At 38.3% G+C, this 16,099-nt stretch carries 11 protein-coding genes; 5 read left to right on the top strand and 6 right to left on the bottom strand.

The annotated features are described in order from the left end of the window. Nucleotides 1-5 precede the first annotated feature (5 nt). On the bottom strand, nucleotides 6-1,094 hold the full coding sequence (locus ACR5KR_RS17835; protein ID WP_448267396.1) for a M24 family metallopeptidase: 1,089 nt from the start codon (nucleotides 1,092-1,094) through the stop codon (nucleotides 6-8). A gap of 455 nt (nucleotides 1,095-1,549) precedes the next feature. Between ACR5KR_RS17835 and ACR5KR_RS17830 the strand changes: the two genes are divergently transcribed. Together ACR5KR_RS17830 and psaB are read left to right on the top strand one after the other, a co-directional pair. Then, nucleotides 1,550-1,792 carry a hypothetical protein gene (locus ACR5KR_RS17830; RefSeq protein WP_448267395.1) on the top strand — a complete coding sequence of 81 codons (243 nt, stop codon included), beginning with the start codon at nucleotides 1,550-1,552 and terminating at the stop codon, nucleotides 1,790-1,792. 471 nt (nucleotides 1,793-2,263) lie between these two features. Then, nucleotides 2,264-4,492, top strand: a complete 2,229-nt coding sequence (gene psaB / locus ACR5KR_RS17825) for a photosystem I core protein PsaB (RefSeq protein WP_445631202.1) — start codon at nucleotides 2,264-2,266, stop codon at nucleotides 4,490-4,492. Nucleotides 4,493-4,883: 391 nt separating this feature from the next. Here the strand turns inward: psaB and ACR5KR_RS17820 are convergent, their stop codons facing one another. After that, on the bottom strand, nucleotides 4,884-5,096 hold the full coding sequence (locus ACR5KR_RS17820; protein WP_448267394.1) for a hypothetical protein: 213 nt from the start codon (nucleotides 5,094-5,096) through the stop codon (nucleotides 4,884-4,886). Between the two features lie 525 nt (nucleotides 5,097-5,621). Between ACR5KR_RS17820 and ACR5KR_RS17815 the strand changes: the two genes are divergently transcribed. Beyond that, complete coding sequence (locus ACR5KR_RS17815) at nucleotides 5,622-6,365, top strand: peptidoglycan-binding domain-containing protein (RefSeq protein ID WP_448267393.1); 744 nt, start codon at nucleotides 5,622-5,624, stop codon at nucleotides 6,363-6,365. A gap of 347 nt (nucleotides 6,366-6,712) precedes the next feature. Here the strand turns inward: ACR5KR_RS17815 and cobO are convergent, their stop codons facing one another. The 4 genes from cobO to ACR5KR_RS17795 form a co-directional block, all read right to left on the bottom strand. Beyond that, nucleotides 6,713-7,390: a cob(I)yrinic acid a,c-diamide adenosyltransferase gene (cobO, locus tag ACR5KR_RS17810; RefSeq protein ID WP_445631205.1), complete on the bottom strand. Its 678-nt coding sequence runs from the start codon at nucleotides 7,388-7,390 to the stop codon at nucleotides 6,713-6,715. Between the two features lie 341 nt (nucleotides 7,391-7,731). Next, the gene (locus ACR5KR_RS17805) at nucleotides 7,732-8,187 is read right to left on the bottom strand and encodes a GFA family protein (RefSeq protein ID WP_445631206.1); all 456 of its coding nucleotides are present in this window, start codon (nucleotides 8,185-8,187) and stop codon (nucleotides 7,732-7,734) included. A 240-nt stretch (nucleotides 8,188-8,427) separates the two neighbouring features. Further along, nucleotides 8,428-8,661, bottom strand: coding sequence for an IS1096 element passenger TnpR family protein (locus ACR5KR_RS17800; RefSeq protein WP_448267392.1), 234 nt, complete (start codon nucleotides 8,659-8,661; stop codon nucleotides 8,428-8,430). 56 nt (nucleotides 8,662-8,717) lie between these two features. After that, on the bottom strand, nucleotides 8,718-9,155 hold the full coding sequence (locus tag ACR5KR_RS17795) for a hypothetical protein (protein WP_448267391.1): 438 nt from the start codon (nucleotides 9,153-9,155) through the stop codon (nucleotides 8,718-8,720). A gap of 194 nt (nucleotides 9,156-9,349) precedes the next feature. Between ACR5KR_RS17795 and ACR5KR_RS17790 the strand changes: the two genes are divergently transcribed. Next, a complete protein-coding gene (locus ACR5KR_RS17790; RefSeq protein WP_448267390.1) occupies nucleotides 9,350-9,886 on the top strand; it encodes a nucleotidyltransferase family protein in 537 nt (178 codons plus the stop codon). A gap of 185 nt (nucleotides 9,887-10,071) precedes the next feature. Next, nucleotides 10,072-15,498: a trifunctional serine/threonine-protein kinase/ATP-binding protein/sensor histidine kinase gene (locus ACR5KR_RS17785; RefSeq protein ID WP_448267389.1), complete on the top strand. Its 5,427-nt coding sequence runs from the start codon at nucleotides 10,072-10,074 to the stop codon at nucleotides 15,496-15,498. Nucleotides 15,499-16,099: the final 601 nt, after the last annotated feature.

The raw sequence follows: 16,099 nt of genomic DNA, 5'->3' as shown, positions 1-16,099 counted from the left end.
AATTTTTAATTGTACAAAGGTACAGGGCGTAACCTTCCTTCTACTTCAACATTAGGAAAATTTGGATCGAAAGTCAGATTTTCTAACTTTCCATCCTTGAGAATCACAAAAGTATCTTCAATCTTTGCCCCTGGTAAACTGGGATTCCAAGCGACAGCAATACCTTCTGTCAAAGCATCAGTAGTAGTTGGATTGGCAACGATTTCTCGCGCTAAATATCCAGTGGTTCCTCCCTGGTGGTGTTCGCGGATAGCATTGGGAAATCCATGCTGCTCATAAGCCTGAGCTAGCGCGTGATAAACTGCATCGAGAGTGGTTCCGGGTTGGCACAAATTCAAAATTACTGCTTCTATTTCGCGCACATGGGAATGCAATTCGGCCCGTTCGTCTGAAAGCTTACCAAAACAAACAAATCGAGTCAGATTTGCATACAAACCGTAACCTCTCGCGCAAAACACCAGCATTGCTTGCTGTCCAATCTGTTCTCCCGTGGCTGTGGCATGACGGTATAGCGGTAAACGCCTCTCACCCGCTACCAGTGTCAGCGCTGGATGTAACCCTTTCGCCCATAAAGCCTCTGCACCCGCACCCGCTAATTGATATTCTGTCCAAGTTGGCTTGGCGGCTTTGAGTACCTCTGTCATTGCCTGACTAGCTTTTTGCCCGACTTGACGATATCGCTCTAATTCACTTGACATCATTACCCGTTTATGATTTTGCAGAGTTGGGGGTAACGGTTTTTCTAAATTGGAGATGGGGCGATCGCTAACTACTTTCCCGCCGCCAGTTACATCACGGACAAAAGACTCACGGGCAGCATAATCAGCCCAAGGGTTCACATATACCTTAAAATTAGCAGGCAGTTCTTCATCCTTAAGACGCTGGGCTTCAATTTCATCCGTCAATACCCAAGCCTCGTCAGTAGTAACTAATACTTCAGCTACGCCAGTTTCAGCAGTCAGCAGCACGGTATTAGAAGCACCAGCTGTCACCCAAGCAAACCAGTCTGTACCACGCAAACGCAGGCCTTGCACTTCTGATTCATGCAAGGTTTGCCTGATTAACTCTAGCTTTTTGGAGACTTCCTCATTCATAGGGAAAATACAGATAGATAGAGATAATTATCAAGTTTATCTAGGTCTGTCTGCGTCTGTCTGAGGTTGGTATTCCAAATGGTACACTAGCGATCGCTATTACCGTCGGATTACTCAACAATCCTGATATGGCAGTGTATTAATTGTATTAATCTATATCTGATTTTCTAACCAGTTCTCTAATTGTAAGTTATCAATTTTACTAAAATAATTGATATTAGCACCTTCAATTAACGGTACATTAACCTACTGCATAACATACCCTACATCTACTAATAGATTCTGAATTCTTCTTTCTTTGCTGTGTATTGACAATTACAGATCGACTTTACATCGACTAACTCCTTTAGGCGAACCGCACATCAAGCCAAGGTAATTCTCAAGAACGATGTAAGTGTTAGTAAATTTTTGAAATTATAAAAGCGCAATAGCTACAAAGACATCAAAAAAAGCCCATGAAATCCCAAGAGACTCAAAACAAGATAACAGAAAATAATGTTCCTCTGTCAGAGAACCCACCTAACGACATAAATGCTCAAAAACCTGATAAATCTAAGCCTATGACTCAGGTACAAAAGGATAATGTAATCACCAATCAGGACTTACCCAATCCACTAGCTCGCTATGGGTTTACCGTGGTTATATTGGCTACTTTCTTATTTGTTGTCGCCCTTTACTACGGAATTATTAACCCCTAAGTAATTTACCTAACTTAGGTTTCAAAAAAAGTAGAAATACTTGGCATTTTAGCTTACCAATATTTACTTAAACTTGAGCTTGATTTTTTGTTTTATTTTGCTAAAAAACTATCATTATGTCACGTGTATACAAAATTTTAAGCTCATTTTAATAAAAAAATTATTAAAATTTCCAGCTTTGAGACTGTATTTAAGACTACAAATTCATTTAATACAAATATCGTCCGATAGTTAGATGGAAATGGTAGTCATTAATTAGTTTATTACTTCTATGGAAATGAATTGCATCATCTTGCCTAATGATGTGAGTCTAAGAATTAAGCCTGTTTTATCCTCAATACTCATCAGCTTTTGCTATTTAGATTGACCTCCAATCCAAGGCTGAAAGAGTGCTGATTCAATTGTAAAAAGTTGCTGAATCGTTAGAACTAGCAACTTGGATTAGCGTTTAAGGAGATGTAATTAAATTGCATGGCCACAAAATATCCTAAATTTAACCAGGATCTCGCACAAGACCCAACTACGCGTCGGATCTGGTACGCGATCGCTACGGGAAATGATTTTGAAAGCCATGATGGGATGACCGAGGAAAATCTTTACCAAAAGATTTTCGCTACTCACTTCGGTCACGTGGCAATCATATTTCTGTGGGCATCTAGTCTATTGTTCCACGTAGCTTGGCAAGGTAATTTTGAACAGTGGATTAAAGATCCTCTGCATATTCGCCCAATCGCTCACGCAATTTGGGACCCTCATTTTGGTAAACCAGCAATAGAAGCTTTTACTCAAGGGGGTGCTACTAATCCTGTTAACATTGCTTACTCTGGTGTTTACCACTGGTGGTACACCATTGGGATGCGGACGAATAATGACCTCTATCAAGGTTCAGTGTTCTTGTTGCTGTTAGCAGCATTGTTCTTGTTTGCTGGTTGGCTACACTTGCAACCTAAGTATCGTCCTAGCTTGGCTTGGTTCAAGAGTGCTGAACCTCGCCTAAATCACCACTTGGCAGGTTTGTTTGGTGTTAGCTCTCTGGCTTGGGCTGGACATCTTATTCACGTTGCCATTCCCGAATCTCGCGGTCAGCACGTTGGTTGGAATAATTTTCTGACTACCTTGCCACACCCAGCAGGTTTAGCACCTTTCTGGAGGGGTGATTGGGGTGTATATGCCCAGAATCCTGATACACCAGGGCATTTGTTTGGCACATCTCAAGGCGCAGGGACAGCTATTCTGACTTTTTTGGGTGGCTTCCATCCCCAGACTGAATCGCTATGGCTGACTGATATGGCTCATCACCATTTAGCGATCGCAGTTATATTTATCGTTGCCGGTCATCAGTACCGGACTAACTTCGGGATTGGGCACAGCATCAAAGAGATGCTCAACGCCAGAAAATTCTTTGGCATCCAAACCGAAGGTCAGTTCAACTTACCGCACCAAGGACTGTACGACACTTATAACAACTCGCTGCACTTCCAGTTATCTATACACTTAGCAGCACTGGGTACTGCCTTGTCGTTAGTGGCACAGCATATGTACTCGATGCCTCCTTACGCCTTCATTGGTAAGGACTACACAACACAGGCGGCACTGTATACTCATCACCAGTACATCGCTGGGTTCTTGATGATTGGTGCATTCGCCCATGCTGGTATTTTCTGGGTTCGGGATTACGACCCAGAACAAAACAAAGGTAACGTTCTTGAGCGCGTACTTCAGCACAAAGAAGCGATTATCTCTCACCTGAGTTGGGTATCGTTATTCTTAGGCTTCCACACTCTGGGGTTATACGTCCACAATGATGTTGTAGTTGCTTTTGGCACTCCTGAAAAGCAAATTTTGATTGAGCCAGTGTTTGCTCAATTCATCCAATCTGCTCACGGGAAACTACTGTATGGCATGGATGCTTTACTATCTAACCCAGATAGCATTGCCTATACAGCTTGGCCTAACTACGCTAACGTCTGGTTGCCAGGCTGGACAGATGCGATCAACGCCGGCACTAACTCCTTGTTCTTGACCATTGGGCCTGGCGATTTCTTGGTTCACCATGCGATCGCTTTAGGTTTGCACACCACCACCTTGATTTGTGTCAAGGGCGCATTGGATGCTCGTGGTACTAAATTGATGCCTGATAAAAAGGACTTCGGCTTTACCTTCCCCTGCGATGGGCCAGGTCGGGGCGGTACTTGCCAAACTTCCTCTTGGGAACAGTCTTTCTATCTCGCTATGTTCTGGATGCTGAATCTCCTTGGTTGGGTGACTTTCTATTGGCACTGGAAGCATCTCGGTGTTTGGCAAGGTAACGTTGCTCAGTTCAATGAGAACTCTACATATCTGATGGGTTGGTTCCGTGATTACCTCTGGGCTAACTCCGCTCAGTTGATTAACGGTTATAATCCCTACGGCGTCAATAACCTGTCTGTCTGGGCTTGGATGTTCCTCTTTGGACACTTGGTTTGGGCAACCGGTTTCATGTTCTTGATTAGCTGGCGTGGGTACTGGCAAGAGTTAATTGAAACTCTAGTCTGGGCACACGAACGTACTCCGCTGGCTAACTTAGCTCGCTGGAAAGATAAACCTGTTGCTCTGTCCATTGTCCAAGGTTGGTTAGTAGGTCTAGCTCACTTCACAGTTGGCTACATCCTTACATACGGAGCATTCCTCATAGCTTCAACCGCCGGTAAATTCGGTTGAAACCCATAAAAAGCTTCTGACCTTAGCCATCTCCCCCTTTATCCTGTCCGGTTAAAGGGGGATTTTTGTATATTCAATACCTTCGCCAAAAAAAGAGATTGATTATATGAGGTGCGCTAAAAGCGTAATACCAATTCACTAAAATTATGAAACAGATGTAAACCCTGAAACACTTGATATCTCTAAGTTTTTTAATTGCGTTAGCGTAGCGGGGCAAAGTTAGACGTAGTAGCGTGACATGCTTAAAATGTTGGGTTTAAAAAACTCACAAAAACTAAAATCTAATCATTAACAGAATTATTCAACCCAACCTACAATTTTTTTGTAATATTTTAACCTTGCCATGCCACTACGCGTATTTCAAAAATCAAATATGAGTACTATAGTTACTTCAGGTACTAGTATTTGATTTTTCACTTGGACGTTCGGTAGCAGGAGGAAACTTAACACTTTCTTCGACTCTATGGACTTCTGTGTTAGTTTGCTCTTCCGACAGGAGATCGTCAGGGTTTAATGATTTATCAGCAGCATCATCAATTACTCCATTGGCATTAACATTGGCTTTATCAGAAGTTCCTTTATGGTTAGCATGTCCACTAGGCATAACTATTACCTCTCATTTTTATAACTAAACATTCCCAGACTAAACTTTTTTGTTTAGAGAAATACACTATCAGAAGGCTTATAGCAAAATTATCAGAATCCAGTCTGGAGTGATATAGATTTCTCGTTAGGGTAGACAATACTCATTGGTGTCAACATTTCTACAGAAATGGTGTTTCGCGGTTTATACCATTTTCCCAAGTCGTCCTACGTGGTAATACTACTGACGCTTACACCCAACAAATTTGGGCTTCATCTTCTTAAGTTGACACCAATGAGCAATACTGTGCCCTGAACACGTAGTATCATTAATAGTTGAGAATGAGCGATCGCATCTCTTTCTTTTTCACTATCTGTAGTCGCATACGTCTAACGTCTCAAAGAGTTGCAGCTTGTCGTCACACATCGCTTAACCTTCAGAACGCCTTGCAAACAAGAAATGTTAGATTTATTTATTTCTACTTACCTAATTTTTGTAAAACAAGATACATTAAATGGTAGTTTAATCGCAAAGGAACCAAAAAGCATGGCCGTTAGTAGCCCTGAAGTTATCCGTCACATATTGATCGGATTGGGATATTTAGCTCCTGAGATCGATCCTAAGCCGGATCTCACTAAATTTGCTCCCTGGAAGCGGAATAACAACTCCTTGACAGACGATCCTACTGAAGAAGCGATTAAAAAGTTTCAGAAACAGTACTCACAAAAACTTGTGGTTAATGGTAATGCTGATGCAGAGACTCGAACTGTAATGGAAGAAACAGTCATCGGGCTTCAAAACAGATTGAAGTTTCATGGTTTTGCAACCAATGCTGAAATTCCTCCAAACAAGCCTTTTTATGGGCCGGCTACTTATACAGCAGTCAGAAAATTTCAGAAATCTCAGGGTTTAACTGAAAATGGTATTGCTACTATTGAACAGCGTCAAATTCTACAACAATCTAGTCTCACAGATAAGCCCCAGACTCCGCCTCAGTCACAACTAAAGCTGAGAGATTTATGCTTTCAATTCCAAAAGAATCCTCAAAATCCTTCTTACATCGCAGCCTTAAATAACTTACAACAAAATCTACCCAAGGACGTTTTACACAAAGTTACTAACAAATGGAGGGGGACAAACGATCAAAATCCTGAGATTGTCAAGCTGACGAATCTGTTTACTTATTATGATGACAATAATGCAAATCATCGTGATGCATTAAATCACTTACAAAGTCAGATTACCCCAGCTATCTCTCAAGCATTTTTAAGTCTTTGGAATAAGAAGTAACAAATGGGATTGATAGCAGAAGTCTGATATTCAGAATTCAGAATGGGCTACGCCCGGCTGCGCTAACAGAAGTAAAACACGCTTTCTACCTAGATAACAGATTTAGCTTGTATACCTCATCAACTTGAAATCTGCTTTTTTACATCTGATACCAATTCAAAAAATGTTTACGACAGATCAGCCCACCCACGCTGACGCGCACTCTTTAGTAAAGGTAGGGTTGGTGATATCTATTATCTATGTGTTGCATTCTTTTTTCAAATTGGTATGACATCTGAAAATTAAAAACCAGGTTTCTAATCTCTGGTGAGTAGGAAACCTGTTTTTTAACAATTCTGAATTCTTATTTAATACTCAATTCCCGGTTGTGCTTTTACACCTTGATCGCGGAAAGGGTGCTTAACTAGAGTCATTTCAGTTACTAAATCAGCACGCTCAATTAAAGCAGGTGGTGCGCCTCTACCTGTGAGAATAACGTGTTTGTTAGCGGGTTTTTGCGCCAAACCTGCTAAAACGTCTTCTACTGGTAAGTAAGCCATTTTGAGGGCGATATTGATTTCGTCTAACAACACTAGATGAAAGTCTGGGTTGCGAATGTATTCTAAGGATTTTTCCCAGGCGGCGCTAGCTTTGTCAAGATCGCGATCGCGGTCTTGAGTTTCCCAGGTAAAGCCTTCGCCCATTGCGTGAAATTCTATCTGGTCTTCCCAATAGCTGAAAACCCTTTTTTCGGAAGGTTCCCAGCTACCTTTGATGAATTGGACGATCGCTACTTTATACCCATGACCGAGCGATCGCAACACCATCCCCAAAGCCGCAGTGGTTTTACCCTTACCGTTACCAGTATTTACAATAATTAATCCTTTTTCTGGTACAGCTTCTGCTATGCGCTTGTCTTGCACTTCTTTGCGTCGCTGCATTTTTTTCCGGTACTGTTCATCAGTCAGAGATGAAGACATTACCTCATCAATTAAGCGCCCAATTTCTTGGTCTGGGTTCAATTCTGGTGGTGTATCGTGTTTCATTAAGCTTGTCTAGAAATAACTGTTAAAAGTGTTGAAAATGAACCAAAATCGCCTTAGTTATCCAATTTTACCTACATTACTTGATTGGAAATGTCCAGTAAGCTTTCATGTTAAATATTAATAGTGCGTTAGCTTTATTAATGTTTTACAGACACGTGAAACTATATATGATACACAAGCTGAACTTATAATTTGAGTTTACTATTACTGTTTTAAATAATCTAATATGTTCATTAAAGCATTTTACCAGTAAAATTTTATTATCTTTTTTGGTACAGTCATGAGTTAGATACTTTAAGTATCAGGAGTATGATGTCTATCTAGTATCATAAGTTTTGCAATTATGGATGTTGTTGTTTCCATTTTTCCCATAAAGCCTGCGTATCCTCTGGTTGCCCGTCATAGTTGAGCAATTGGTCTGAAATTATCACCCATGACTGGGCACTGCGTGTCCAAATGTTACCCACTGGGCGCAACCAACTTGTATCATCTAAGGTTCCAGCTTTGACATTGATAGTATTTGCATTGTAAGTCCTTTCGTGAAACAATCGCGTTCCGCAGTCGCCACAAAACAGGTTATTTACTTCACGCCCGCTATCATTTTTCCGAGTCCAAGCTTTCGGTTTTCCCTGAACAATTACAACAGCATCTCGTAATACTGTAAGAGACATTCCAAAAGCACTAGACGATTGTTTTTGACACTCCTTACAGTGACATAGATAAAGTGTTAAAGGTTGGGCATGAATTTCATAACGAATCTGTCCACATTGACAACCTCCAGTATATGGAAGATTCACAGGTTTTACCTCCTAACAATTTGTATTGCTTTATTGTAACTAAAACTACTTTAATATGAAAGCAGGTTTTATTAAACAAAAATATATAGGACTCCTATCTGATTTCTGAACAAGATTTTAGATAAAACCCTAAAAGAACGGGTTTTTCAGCCTCAGTATATTTTCAAAAATCACATCGGAGTCCTATAAGACATCTGGACATGAATATATTTTCATTCTCTGCACTTTCCTAAATCCTTTTCATCCTTCATCTTCATCCGATTCATCATCCTCACTCCAATATTGTTGAGGTGCATTTTTGCAAACTTCTAAAATCTTCGGTTTTTTGATTTTATTATCAGGTGGATTAATTGCTTCTAACTGCACATCAAATTTCCAGTTGTCACCAAAATCATAAAGATAGGTCATTTTACCACCTGGTTCTAGAGACAAATCACCAACCTGCACTTGGTCTGCAAATGGGTGTATTTCCATATAAGCATGACCAATTTTTATGATGCGCCCAAAACTTCATTATTTCCCCAAATCAATCAAGCTTCTAATAAATTGAAATAGCGTTCTGTTAAATTGAGGCTTGACCATGATTGTAAAGTTGCGGCGTCTAAAGCTAAAACCTGCTTCTTTCCTTGGGATTTAATTTGGGCTATTCCAGAACTGCGTAATAACAGATATAGTCCATTAATGTAGGGGTATGATTTCTGTACGGGGCGTTTGAGTTTAGTTTCAATTGGGTAACTTAACTGGGAATTAACTTCTGATAGGACTTTTAGCGGTAGAAGATTATTAATACTACTAACTTCCACTCCATTTGGTTGTAAGAAATCTATCAGAGTTTGAAAGTCATGCAGAATCGTACCGGGTTGATTTTCATCAATACTGAGTTCTTGGAGGAGTTTTTGTTGTGACTCTGTTAAGGAAGGCAGTTCAGGATTGAGTGTGCGTTCTGGTCGCGCAAATAAATCTTCCATAAAGAAAAATTCTAAATTCTAAATTCACAATTTAACCTTTTGTTCAACCTGTTTTCTTTATACTATGACTACAGAAGTTATCCTGATAAACATTGGCCTGCAAAGTGTCACAACAGGACTATCAATACCGTAAATTTAATGAAATGCGAATGATAATATTTTCATCTTCTACTTGACAATCCCAGGAATTTGATATGAATAGTAACACTCGCCTACAGATGATTTTAGCTGATACACGTATTAATACAGTATTACCTGCGATCGCTCAACTAAATCTACCTAACTGGTGGTTAGCCGGGGGTGCAGTCCGAAACACCGTTTGGTCTTCAATTTTTGGCAATGACTGTGGGTTAGGTATTAAAGATTTTGATATTGCATTCTTTGATATGGAGGGGAACCGTTCCCAAGAACTAGCAGCAAAAGCGACTCTCACAGAACAATTTCCTGATGACGAGTTTGATGTCAAAAATCAAGCCAGTTTTGCTCGTTGGCGTCTTGGTAGCAAACTTTATACTAGTACAGAGGATGGCATCACAGATTGGCTACACACCGCTACCGCTGTAGGAGTTCGACTAAATGCTCAAAAACAATGGCAATTTTTTACACCTTACGGGTTGGATGACCTATTTGCTGGCATTATTCGACCTACACCAACGCATACTCATAATTTAGATGCCCATAATAAGGCATCTGGATTTTTACAGAAGTGTCCTTATCTGCGGTTGGCGTAAAAGTTACAGTCAGATTTTAGCCGCTAGTTTCCGTGACCAGGAAATAATCACTTTTTGATTTACAACCCTTGGATACCGAAGCGCAATGTTAATAATTTTCTACGTACTGGGAATAATTAAACTAGAACCCCTTTCACAATAGAACAGGGATGATGCTAATTTTATAACTTTATAGGCAAAAATCAATGCCAAATCGTACTGGATACCAAATTAACTCCACTCTCCACGAAGGAATCCAAACAATTATTTATCAAGCACAAACTCCAAAGACGCAACAGCGAGTTATCCTCAAGCTGCTTAAAAATGAATATCCGACCCTTGAAGCCTTTACTCGCCTTAAAAATGAGTATCAAATTCAGCAAGGTTTAGACCATCCAAATATAATTAAAGCTATCAGTCTTGAAACCTTTGAAAACCGTGTGGGATTATTGTTAGAAGACTTTGGTGGTCAGTCTTTATCTCAACTGCTCCAAATAAAAAAGCTTGACTTAATTAACCATTTAAAGATTGCTATTCAACTGACTAAAGCTTTAGATTATTTGCATAATAATCAGATTATTCATAAAGATATCAAACCTAATAATATCATAATTAACTCCCAAACAGGTATTGTTAAACTCGCTGACTTTGGTATAGCCTCCCGTCTCAATAAAGAAAATCCCCAATTTAATAACCCTAACTGCGTTGAAGGCACACTTGCCTATATGTCTCCTGAACAAACTGGGAGAATGAATCGCATTCTTGATTATCGTACTGACTTTTATTCCCTTGGTGTGACTTTATATGAAATGCTCACCGAGAAAACACCATTTGTTAGCCAAGATCCCCTAGAAGTAGTTTATAGTCACATTGCAGTTAAAGCGAGAAACCCGCAATCATTAAATTCACAAATTCCTACTGCTATCTCTGAAATTGTGATGAAGTTGATGGCAAAAAATGCGGAAGACAGATATCAAAGTGCTACAGGATTATTAGCAGATTTAGAATCATGTCTCAAGCAGTTAGAAACAAAGGGAATCATCACTGATTTTGTGCCAGGTCGTTTGGATATATTGAGCCAGTTATTAATCCCCCAAAAATTATATGGTCGTCAAGAACAAGTTAATGAACTTTTAGCTGCATTTGAGCGAGTTACATCTGGAAGTAGTGAAATGATGCTAGTTTCTGGTTATTCTGGAATTGGCAAATCAGTTCTAGTCAACGAAGTTAATAAACCAATTACTCGCAGACAAGGGTACTTTATCTCTGGGAAATTCGATCAGTTAAAACGCAATATACCTTATGCTTCTTTAATTCAAGCCTTTGCATATTTAATGCGGTATTTGCTGACCGAGAATAATGAAAAAATAGAAATATGGCGTAATAAAATTTTATCAGCTTTAGGGACAAATGGAAAAGTTATTACTGACGTAATTCCAGAAGTAGAATTAATCATCGGGACACAGCCGGAAGTTGCCCAAATTGGGGCAACAGAATCACAAAATCGTTTCAATCATGTTTTTAAAGAATTTATCCAAGTTTTTACTCAAAAAGAGCACCCATTAGTTCTATTTTTAGATGATTTACAATGGGCAGATTCAGCTACTTTAAATCTAATTCAACTGCTCATAACTGATATAGACAGCAAATATTTTTTATTTATTGGGGCATACAGGGATAATGAAGTTAGTTCAGCACATCCTTTAATCCAAAAGATAGAAGAAATTAAAAATAGCGGCACTGTTGTTAATAATATTGTATTGCAACCTTTAAATTTAGACAATGTAACTCAACTAGTTGCCGAAACTATTCAAGAAATAGAGGTTAAGCAGGATAAAGAAACAGAAATTTTTAAAAAAGAAATTATTAAACTAGCTGATTTAATTTGTAACAAAACAGGTGGAAACCCATTTTTCATAACGCAACTAATTCAGGCACTTTATCAAGAGAGACTGTTAAAATTTGACTTTACTAATGCTAAATGGCAATGGAGTCTAGAGGATATTCAAGCAGTTGGAATTACCGATAAAAATGTAGTTGAGTTAGTTGCCAGCCGAGTTGAAAAATTACCAAAATCCACCCAAGATGTTTTAAAATTAGCAGCTTGTGTAGGCGACAGATTTAGTCTGGATGTTTTATCGATAGTCAATGAAAAATCAGCTTCTTTGACAGCAAATGATTTACACTCAGCTTTGCAAGCGGGATTAATTCTGCCTTTAAGTGAAGCTTACCGCATCCCTTTAGTTTTTAATCAAGAAGAAGCGGTACATTTAAATTTTGACACTTCACGGGTGGGTTACAAATTCTTGCATGATAGAGTACAACAAGCAGCATATTCCTTAATTCCACAAGAACTCAAGAAATCTACTCACCTAAGAATTGGGCAATTGCTTCTCCAAAATATACCTAAAGAGGAAATAGAAGCTAATATTTTTGATATTGTCAATCAGTTGAATGTAGGTATTGTTAACCTGATAGAGCAATCTGAAAAAACTGAATTGGCACGATTAAATTTAATTGCAGGACGAAAAGCTAAAGCTTCTACAGCTTACGAAGCTGCTCTTAAATATTTCACAAATGGGATAGAACTGTTAAATATAGACGCTTGGCAAACGGAATATACCTTAACCATCGGTTTATATGAAGGAGCCGCAGAAGCAGCCTATCTGGGTGGTGATTTTGAGCAGATGCAAAAATGGGCTGAGGTAGTGCAGCAAGAAGCAAAAACTCTTTTAGATAAAGTTAAAGTTTATGAAGTACAGATTATCGCTTGTATCATTCAAAGCAAGCAATTGAAAGCTATTCAAACCGCAGTATCAATTCTGCAATTGTTAGGAATAAGTTTTCCAGACGAACCGACATCAACTGATATTCAACAGGGAATGGATGAAATTGCTGTTTCTTTGAAAGGGAAAGCCATTGCAGATTTAATTAACTTACCATTAATGACCGATCCTAACAAGATTGCAGCTATGAGAATCTTAATGGGAGTTCTCCCTGCGGCTTTTCAAACTGCTCCGGCAATGATGCCAATTATTGTCTGTAAAATGGTCAATTTATCCTTAAGCTATGGAAATACAGCTGTATCTGCTTATGGTTATAGTCTTTATGGATTACTTCTTTGTGGAGTTCAAGGAGAAATTGATTCTGGCTATAAATTTGGGAAATTAGCTTCACGTCTAGTGTCACAATTTAATGCTGAAGAACTCAAGGCTAAGATTCTGACGGTTGTTAGTGCCCATGTTATGCATTGGAAAGAGCATATTAGAGAGACATTAACATCATCAATGTCAGGATATTCTAGTGGTCTGGAGACTGGAGATTTAGAATATGCTGGTTATTGTGGTTATATTTATCCCTATCATTCATTTTGGCTGGGTAAGGAACTTTGGGTTCTAGAAAAAGAACTGATAGCTTATTGTGAGTCGCTGAAAAAAATCAAGCAACAAGTAGCTTTCACTTGGAACTCAGTGTATTTGCAAACAGTTCTGAACTTGAAAGGAAGTTTTGAAAATGTCGACTGTTTAATTGGAGAAGCTTACGATGAGCAAAGTATGCTGCCAATTCATCAGCAAGTAAATGACCTTTACACAATTAACCATTTATTTGTTAATAAGCTAATGCTCTCTTACATATTTGGGGAGTATTTTAAAGCTGTAGAAAATGCTGCGATCGCAGAAAACTCTTTAGGTGGTGTTACAGGGTTGTTTGTTGTCCCAGTGTTTTATTTCTACGATTCTTTAGCTCACTTGGCAATATATCATACTGCTAAAGAGTCTGAGAAGCAAGCAATTCTAGAAAAAGTCCAAGCTAATCAGCAAAAGATGGAGCTCTGGGCTACTCATGCTCCTACAAATCACTTACATAGATTTTATCTCGTGGAGGCAGAACGGTATCAGGTTTTGGGTCAAAAGCTAGAAGCAATGGACTATTATGAAAACTCGATTGCCAAATCTCAAGCAAACGGTTTTCTCCAAGAAGAAGCTTTAGCCTATGAGTTAGCAGGAAAATTCTATCAATCTTTAGGTAAAGAATTAATTCATCAAACTTATATAACTAAAGCTTATTATGCCTATATTCGTTGGGGTGCGATCGCTAAAGTTAAACACTTAGAATCAAAGTATGTTTTTCTAGTAGGACAAACTATTAGTATAGAAAACACTAGTTCAAAACTTGATACAACTCATATTACCACTAACACTACTACCAATAGCAGCTTAAGCGATTTTCTAGATTTTAATGCATTCATCAAGTTTTCACAAGCGATTACTAATGAAATTGTTTTAGAAAATTTATTGGGTAAGCTGATCCAAATTTTACTAGAAAATGCTGCCGCACAAAAAGCAGCACTACTCCTACTTAAAGATAATCACCTGTATATTGAAGCTTCTGGAAATGCTACTGACGATGTAGTGACGGTTTTACGTTCTATTCCGGTTGAAACCTATCAAGATTTACCGCTGTCTGTAATTAATTATGTTCTCCGAACTCAGCAATATATTGTATTAAATGATGCGATAAATACGGAACCTTTTAATTTTGATATCTATATCCAAAAATCTCAAACAAAATCAATCTTTTGTTTGCCGATTATGTACCAATCACAGCTAACTGGTATTATTTATTTAGAAAACCAGTTATCATCAGGAGCTTTTGTTCTAGAAAGGGTAGAAGTATTAAAAGTCTTAGTTTCTCAAATGGCTATTGCCATAGAAAATGCCAGTTTGTACGCAAGAGCACAAGAAAAATCTAAAGAATTAGAACAATCGATAAAAGATTTACAAGAGGCACAACTACAACTTATCCAAAGTGAAAAAATGTCTTCTCTGGGTAATTTAGTTGCAGGCGTAGCACACGAAATAAATAACCCTATTGGTTTTATTACAGGTAGTATTACCCAAGCAAAAGATATTGTTAAAGATTTAATAGACTATCTGCAACTGTACCGAGAAAAATTCCCCAATCCTGGTGCTGAAATTGAAGAAAAAGCCGAAGAGATAGATATAGATTTCCTGTTAAAAGATTTACCAAAAATGATTGATGGGATGACAGTAGGGACACAGCGCATTCGTAATATTAGTACCTCTCTCCGTACTTTTTCTCGTGGTGATACTACCTCTAAAGTATTAGCTAACATCCATGAAGGTATTGATAGTACTTTGATGATTTTACAACATCGTCTGAAAGCCGATCGTAATCGTCCAGCAATTAAGATTATTAAGCACTATGCAGATATTCCATCAGTAAAATGCTATTTGGGACAATTGAATCAAGTGTTTATGAATATTCTTGCAAATGCAATTGATGCTTTAGAAGAAGCAAACATCGGTCGTGATTTTTTAGAAATTCAAGAAAAGTATCCTAATATTATTACTATTGAGACTTATCTACAAGTAGATACTGACAAGGTGGTAATTAAGATTCAAGATAATGCTAAAGGAATGCCTGAAGCAGTTAAAGAACGCATTTTTGAAAACCTATTTACTACCAAAGGTGTCGGAAAAGGTACGGGATTAGGATTATCTATTAGTCGGCAAATTATAGTTGAAAATCATGGTGGAAATTTAATTTGTGAATCAGTCTTGGGAGAAGGAACACAATTTATAATTTCTATTCCAATTTTGGGAGAATAAGAAACTTTTGATAGTTTTAGCTTAACACTCTCGATCGCTCTAAATATAGGTTATGAGGTGCTTAAAAAACCACCTCACATTCGCTTCATCAATCTAGTTAGTGTTAATAGAGAGTATGTGTTGCAATACTTGTCGGTTAAGGGGGAAAGGGGAAAGAAAAAACCTTTAACCTTTACCCTTTAACCTTTTCCCCAAACCCAATTCCGAGTTAAGAATGCACAAAGCGTGCAGTATTGGTATGTGTTGGGTTTTGTTCCTCAACTTTTGGTATGGGTGCGAACGGTTTGCAGTATTCTTGATTAAATTGGTTTATATCTGCATTGTCAATTTTGAGCAAGTGAATTTTCGATAAATTTACTGTTCCTCAAGGGTGAGGGTTGCGTAAGTCTTGTATGTAAGTAGTTACTTTATTACTTAATCAAATCAACACATAGTAAGTCACAATTAACACTTGTAACTTACTAATTAACTGTTATAACTAATTGTATACATCAACTCTTGTATGTACTAGCTTTATCATTTACTAGAAAAAAGATTTTCTAGCAGATATAAAAGTCAATTACTAGTGAAGTCTACAAGCATATTAGGCAGTTTTGATGGG

This window comes from Nostoc sp. DSM 114159 (assembly GCF_053470285.1).
Note: the sequence above shows the minus strand (reverse complement) of the source record. Positions and strands in the feature narration are given on the sequence as shown.

Excerpts from the sequence above, each read along its gene's own strand:
- ACR5KR_RS17835 (WP_448267396.1), bottom strand. The coding sequence starts at position 1,094 with ATGAATGAGGAAGTCTCCAAAAAGCTAGAGTTAATCAGGCAAACCTTG.
- ACR5KR_RS17830 (WP_448267395.1), top strand. The coding sequence starts at position 1,550 with ATGAAATCCCAAGAGACTCAAAACAAGATAACAGAAAATAATGTTCCT.
- psaB (WP_445631202.1), top strand. The coding sequence starts at position 2,264 with ATGGCCACAAAATATCCTAAATTTAACCAGGATCTCGCACAAGACCCA.
- ACR5KR_RS17820 (WP_448267394.1), bottom strand. The coding sequence starts at position 5,096 with ATGCCTAGTGGACATGCTAACCATAAAGGAACTTCTGATAAAGCCAAT.
- ACR5KR_RS17815 (WP_448267393.1), top strand. The coding sequence starts at position 5,622 with ATGGCCGTTAGTAGCCCTGAAGTTATCCGTCACATATTGATCGGATTG.
- cobO (WP_445631205.1), bottom strand. The coding sequence starts at position 7,390 with ATGAAACACGATACACCACCAGAATTGAACCCAGACCAAGAAATTGGG.
- ACR5KR_RS17800 (WP_448267392.1), bottom strand. The coding sequence starts at position 8,661 with ATGGAAATACACCCATTTGCAGACCAAGTGCAGGTTGGTGATTTGTCT.
- ACR5KR_RS17795 (WP_448267391.1), bottom strand. The coding sequence starts at position 9,155 with ATGGAAGATTTATTTGCGCGACCAGAACGCACACTCAATCCTGAACTG.
- ACR5KR_RS17790 (WP_448267390.1), top strand. The coding sequence starts at position 9,350 with ATGAATAGTAACACTCGCCTACAGATGATTTTAGCTGATACACGTATT.
- ACR5KR_RS17785 (WP_448267389.1), top strand. The coding sequence starts at position 10,072 with ATGCCAAATCGTACTGGATACCAAATTAACTCCACTCTCCACGAAGGA.